The organism is Ruminococcus sp. CAG:379 (genome assembly GCF_000434255.1).
Classification (GTDB): domain Bacteria; phylum Bacillota; class Clostridia; order Oscillospirales; family Ruminococcaceae; genus Ruminococcus_F; species Ruminococcus_F champanellensis.
The window spans coordinates 38,284-39,238 of record NZ_FR894914.1 but is presented as its reverse complement, the minus strand read 5'-3'; the positions used below and the strand labels follow the sequence as shown (position 1 = coordinate 39,238).

Here is a 955-nt window from a genome sequence, read left to right as displayed (position 1 = left end):
GGGTGAAATAGCCGCTGCCGCCGTCGCAGAATACGCAGCCACCTGTGCCGCAGGTGCCGTCCAGATTCGGGCAGGAAAAGCCCCCGTCCAGCACAGCTTTCCAGATGCGTTTGCCGTAGGTGTGCCGGTTGTGATAGGCAAGGGTGTGGTAGCGCTTATTGTCGTCAGAATAGGGGAAGGGGTTCATGGCTTGCTCCTTTGTACATCAAAATGCCGTCCGCAGAGAGGGTGGACTGCGGACGGCTGGAACATTGCATATGCAATGGGGTTGTTAGTCTGTTCCGTACCGGCGTATCCGCTCCGGAACAGTGAAGGTTAGAAAGAAGTAGAGCACTTCGGCATACCGTGTAAAACTCGCCTGGCGGCTTTGCACGGCACAGATTGCGGAAACCGCTTTGCCTTGATTTCATGCTCTTAGTATACCGGCAGTTTGTGAAAGCTGTGCGAAAGCCCCATAAAAGCAGGATGAAAATCCCGGCGATGCAGGACATGAAAAAGCGCCGCAGCATTCCACTGCGGCGCTTTGGATGCAAAACCGGATTAAGCCTTGCCAATGGAACCGAACAGCTCCATCTTTTCCTTTACGGTTACCTTGATTGCTTCAAAGCCGGGAGCCAGCAGCTTTCTCGGGTCAAAGCCCTTGCCCTGCAGATCCTTGCCAGCTTCGATGTACTCTCTGGTTGCAGCCTGGAATGCCAGCTGGCACTCGGTGTTTACGTTGATCTTTGCAACGCCCAGGGAGATTGCCTTCTTGATCATGTCAGCCGGAATGCCGGTGCCGCCGTGGAGTACCAGAGGCATGTCGCCAACCTTTTCCTTTACAGCAGCCAGGGTCTCAAAGCTCAGACCAGGCCAGTTTGCAGGGTACTTGCCGTGGATATTGCCGATGCCGGCAGCCAGCATGGTAACGCCCAGGTCAGCGATTGCCTTGCACTCATCCGGATCTGCGCACTCA

The 955-nt window shown here is 55.3% G+C and carries 1 protein-coding gene and 1 pseudogene; both read right to left on the bottom strand.

What is annotated here, in order from left to right; translation table 11 throughout:
• Positions 1 to 187 (bottom strand): annotated as a pseudogene (locus QVO51_RS08975) (TIGR01212 family radical SAM protein); the annotation flags it as partial.
• A gap of 353 nt (positions 188 to 540) precedes the next feature.
• Positions 541 to 955, bottom strand: a 415-nt coding sequence (locus QVO51_RS08970; RefSeq protein ID WP_288168053.1) for a class II fructose-bisphosphate aldolase, incomplete at its 5' end; no start/stop codon positions are given.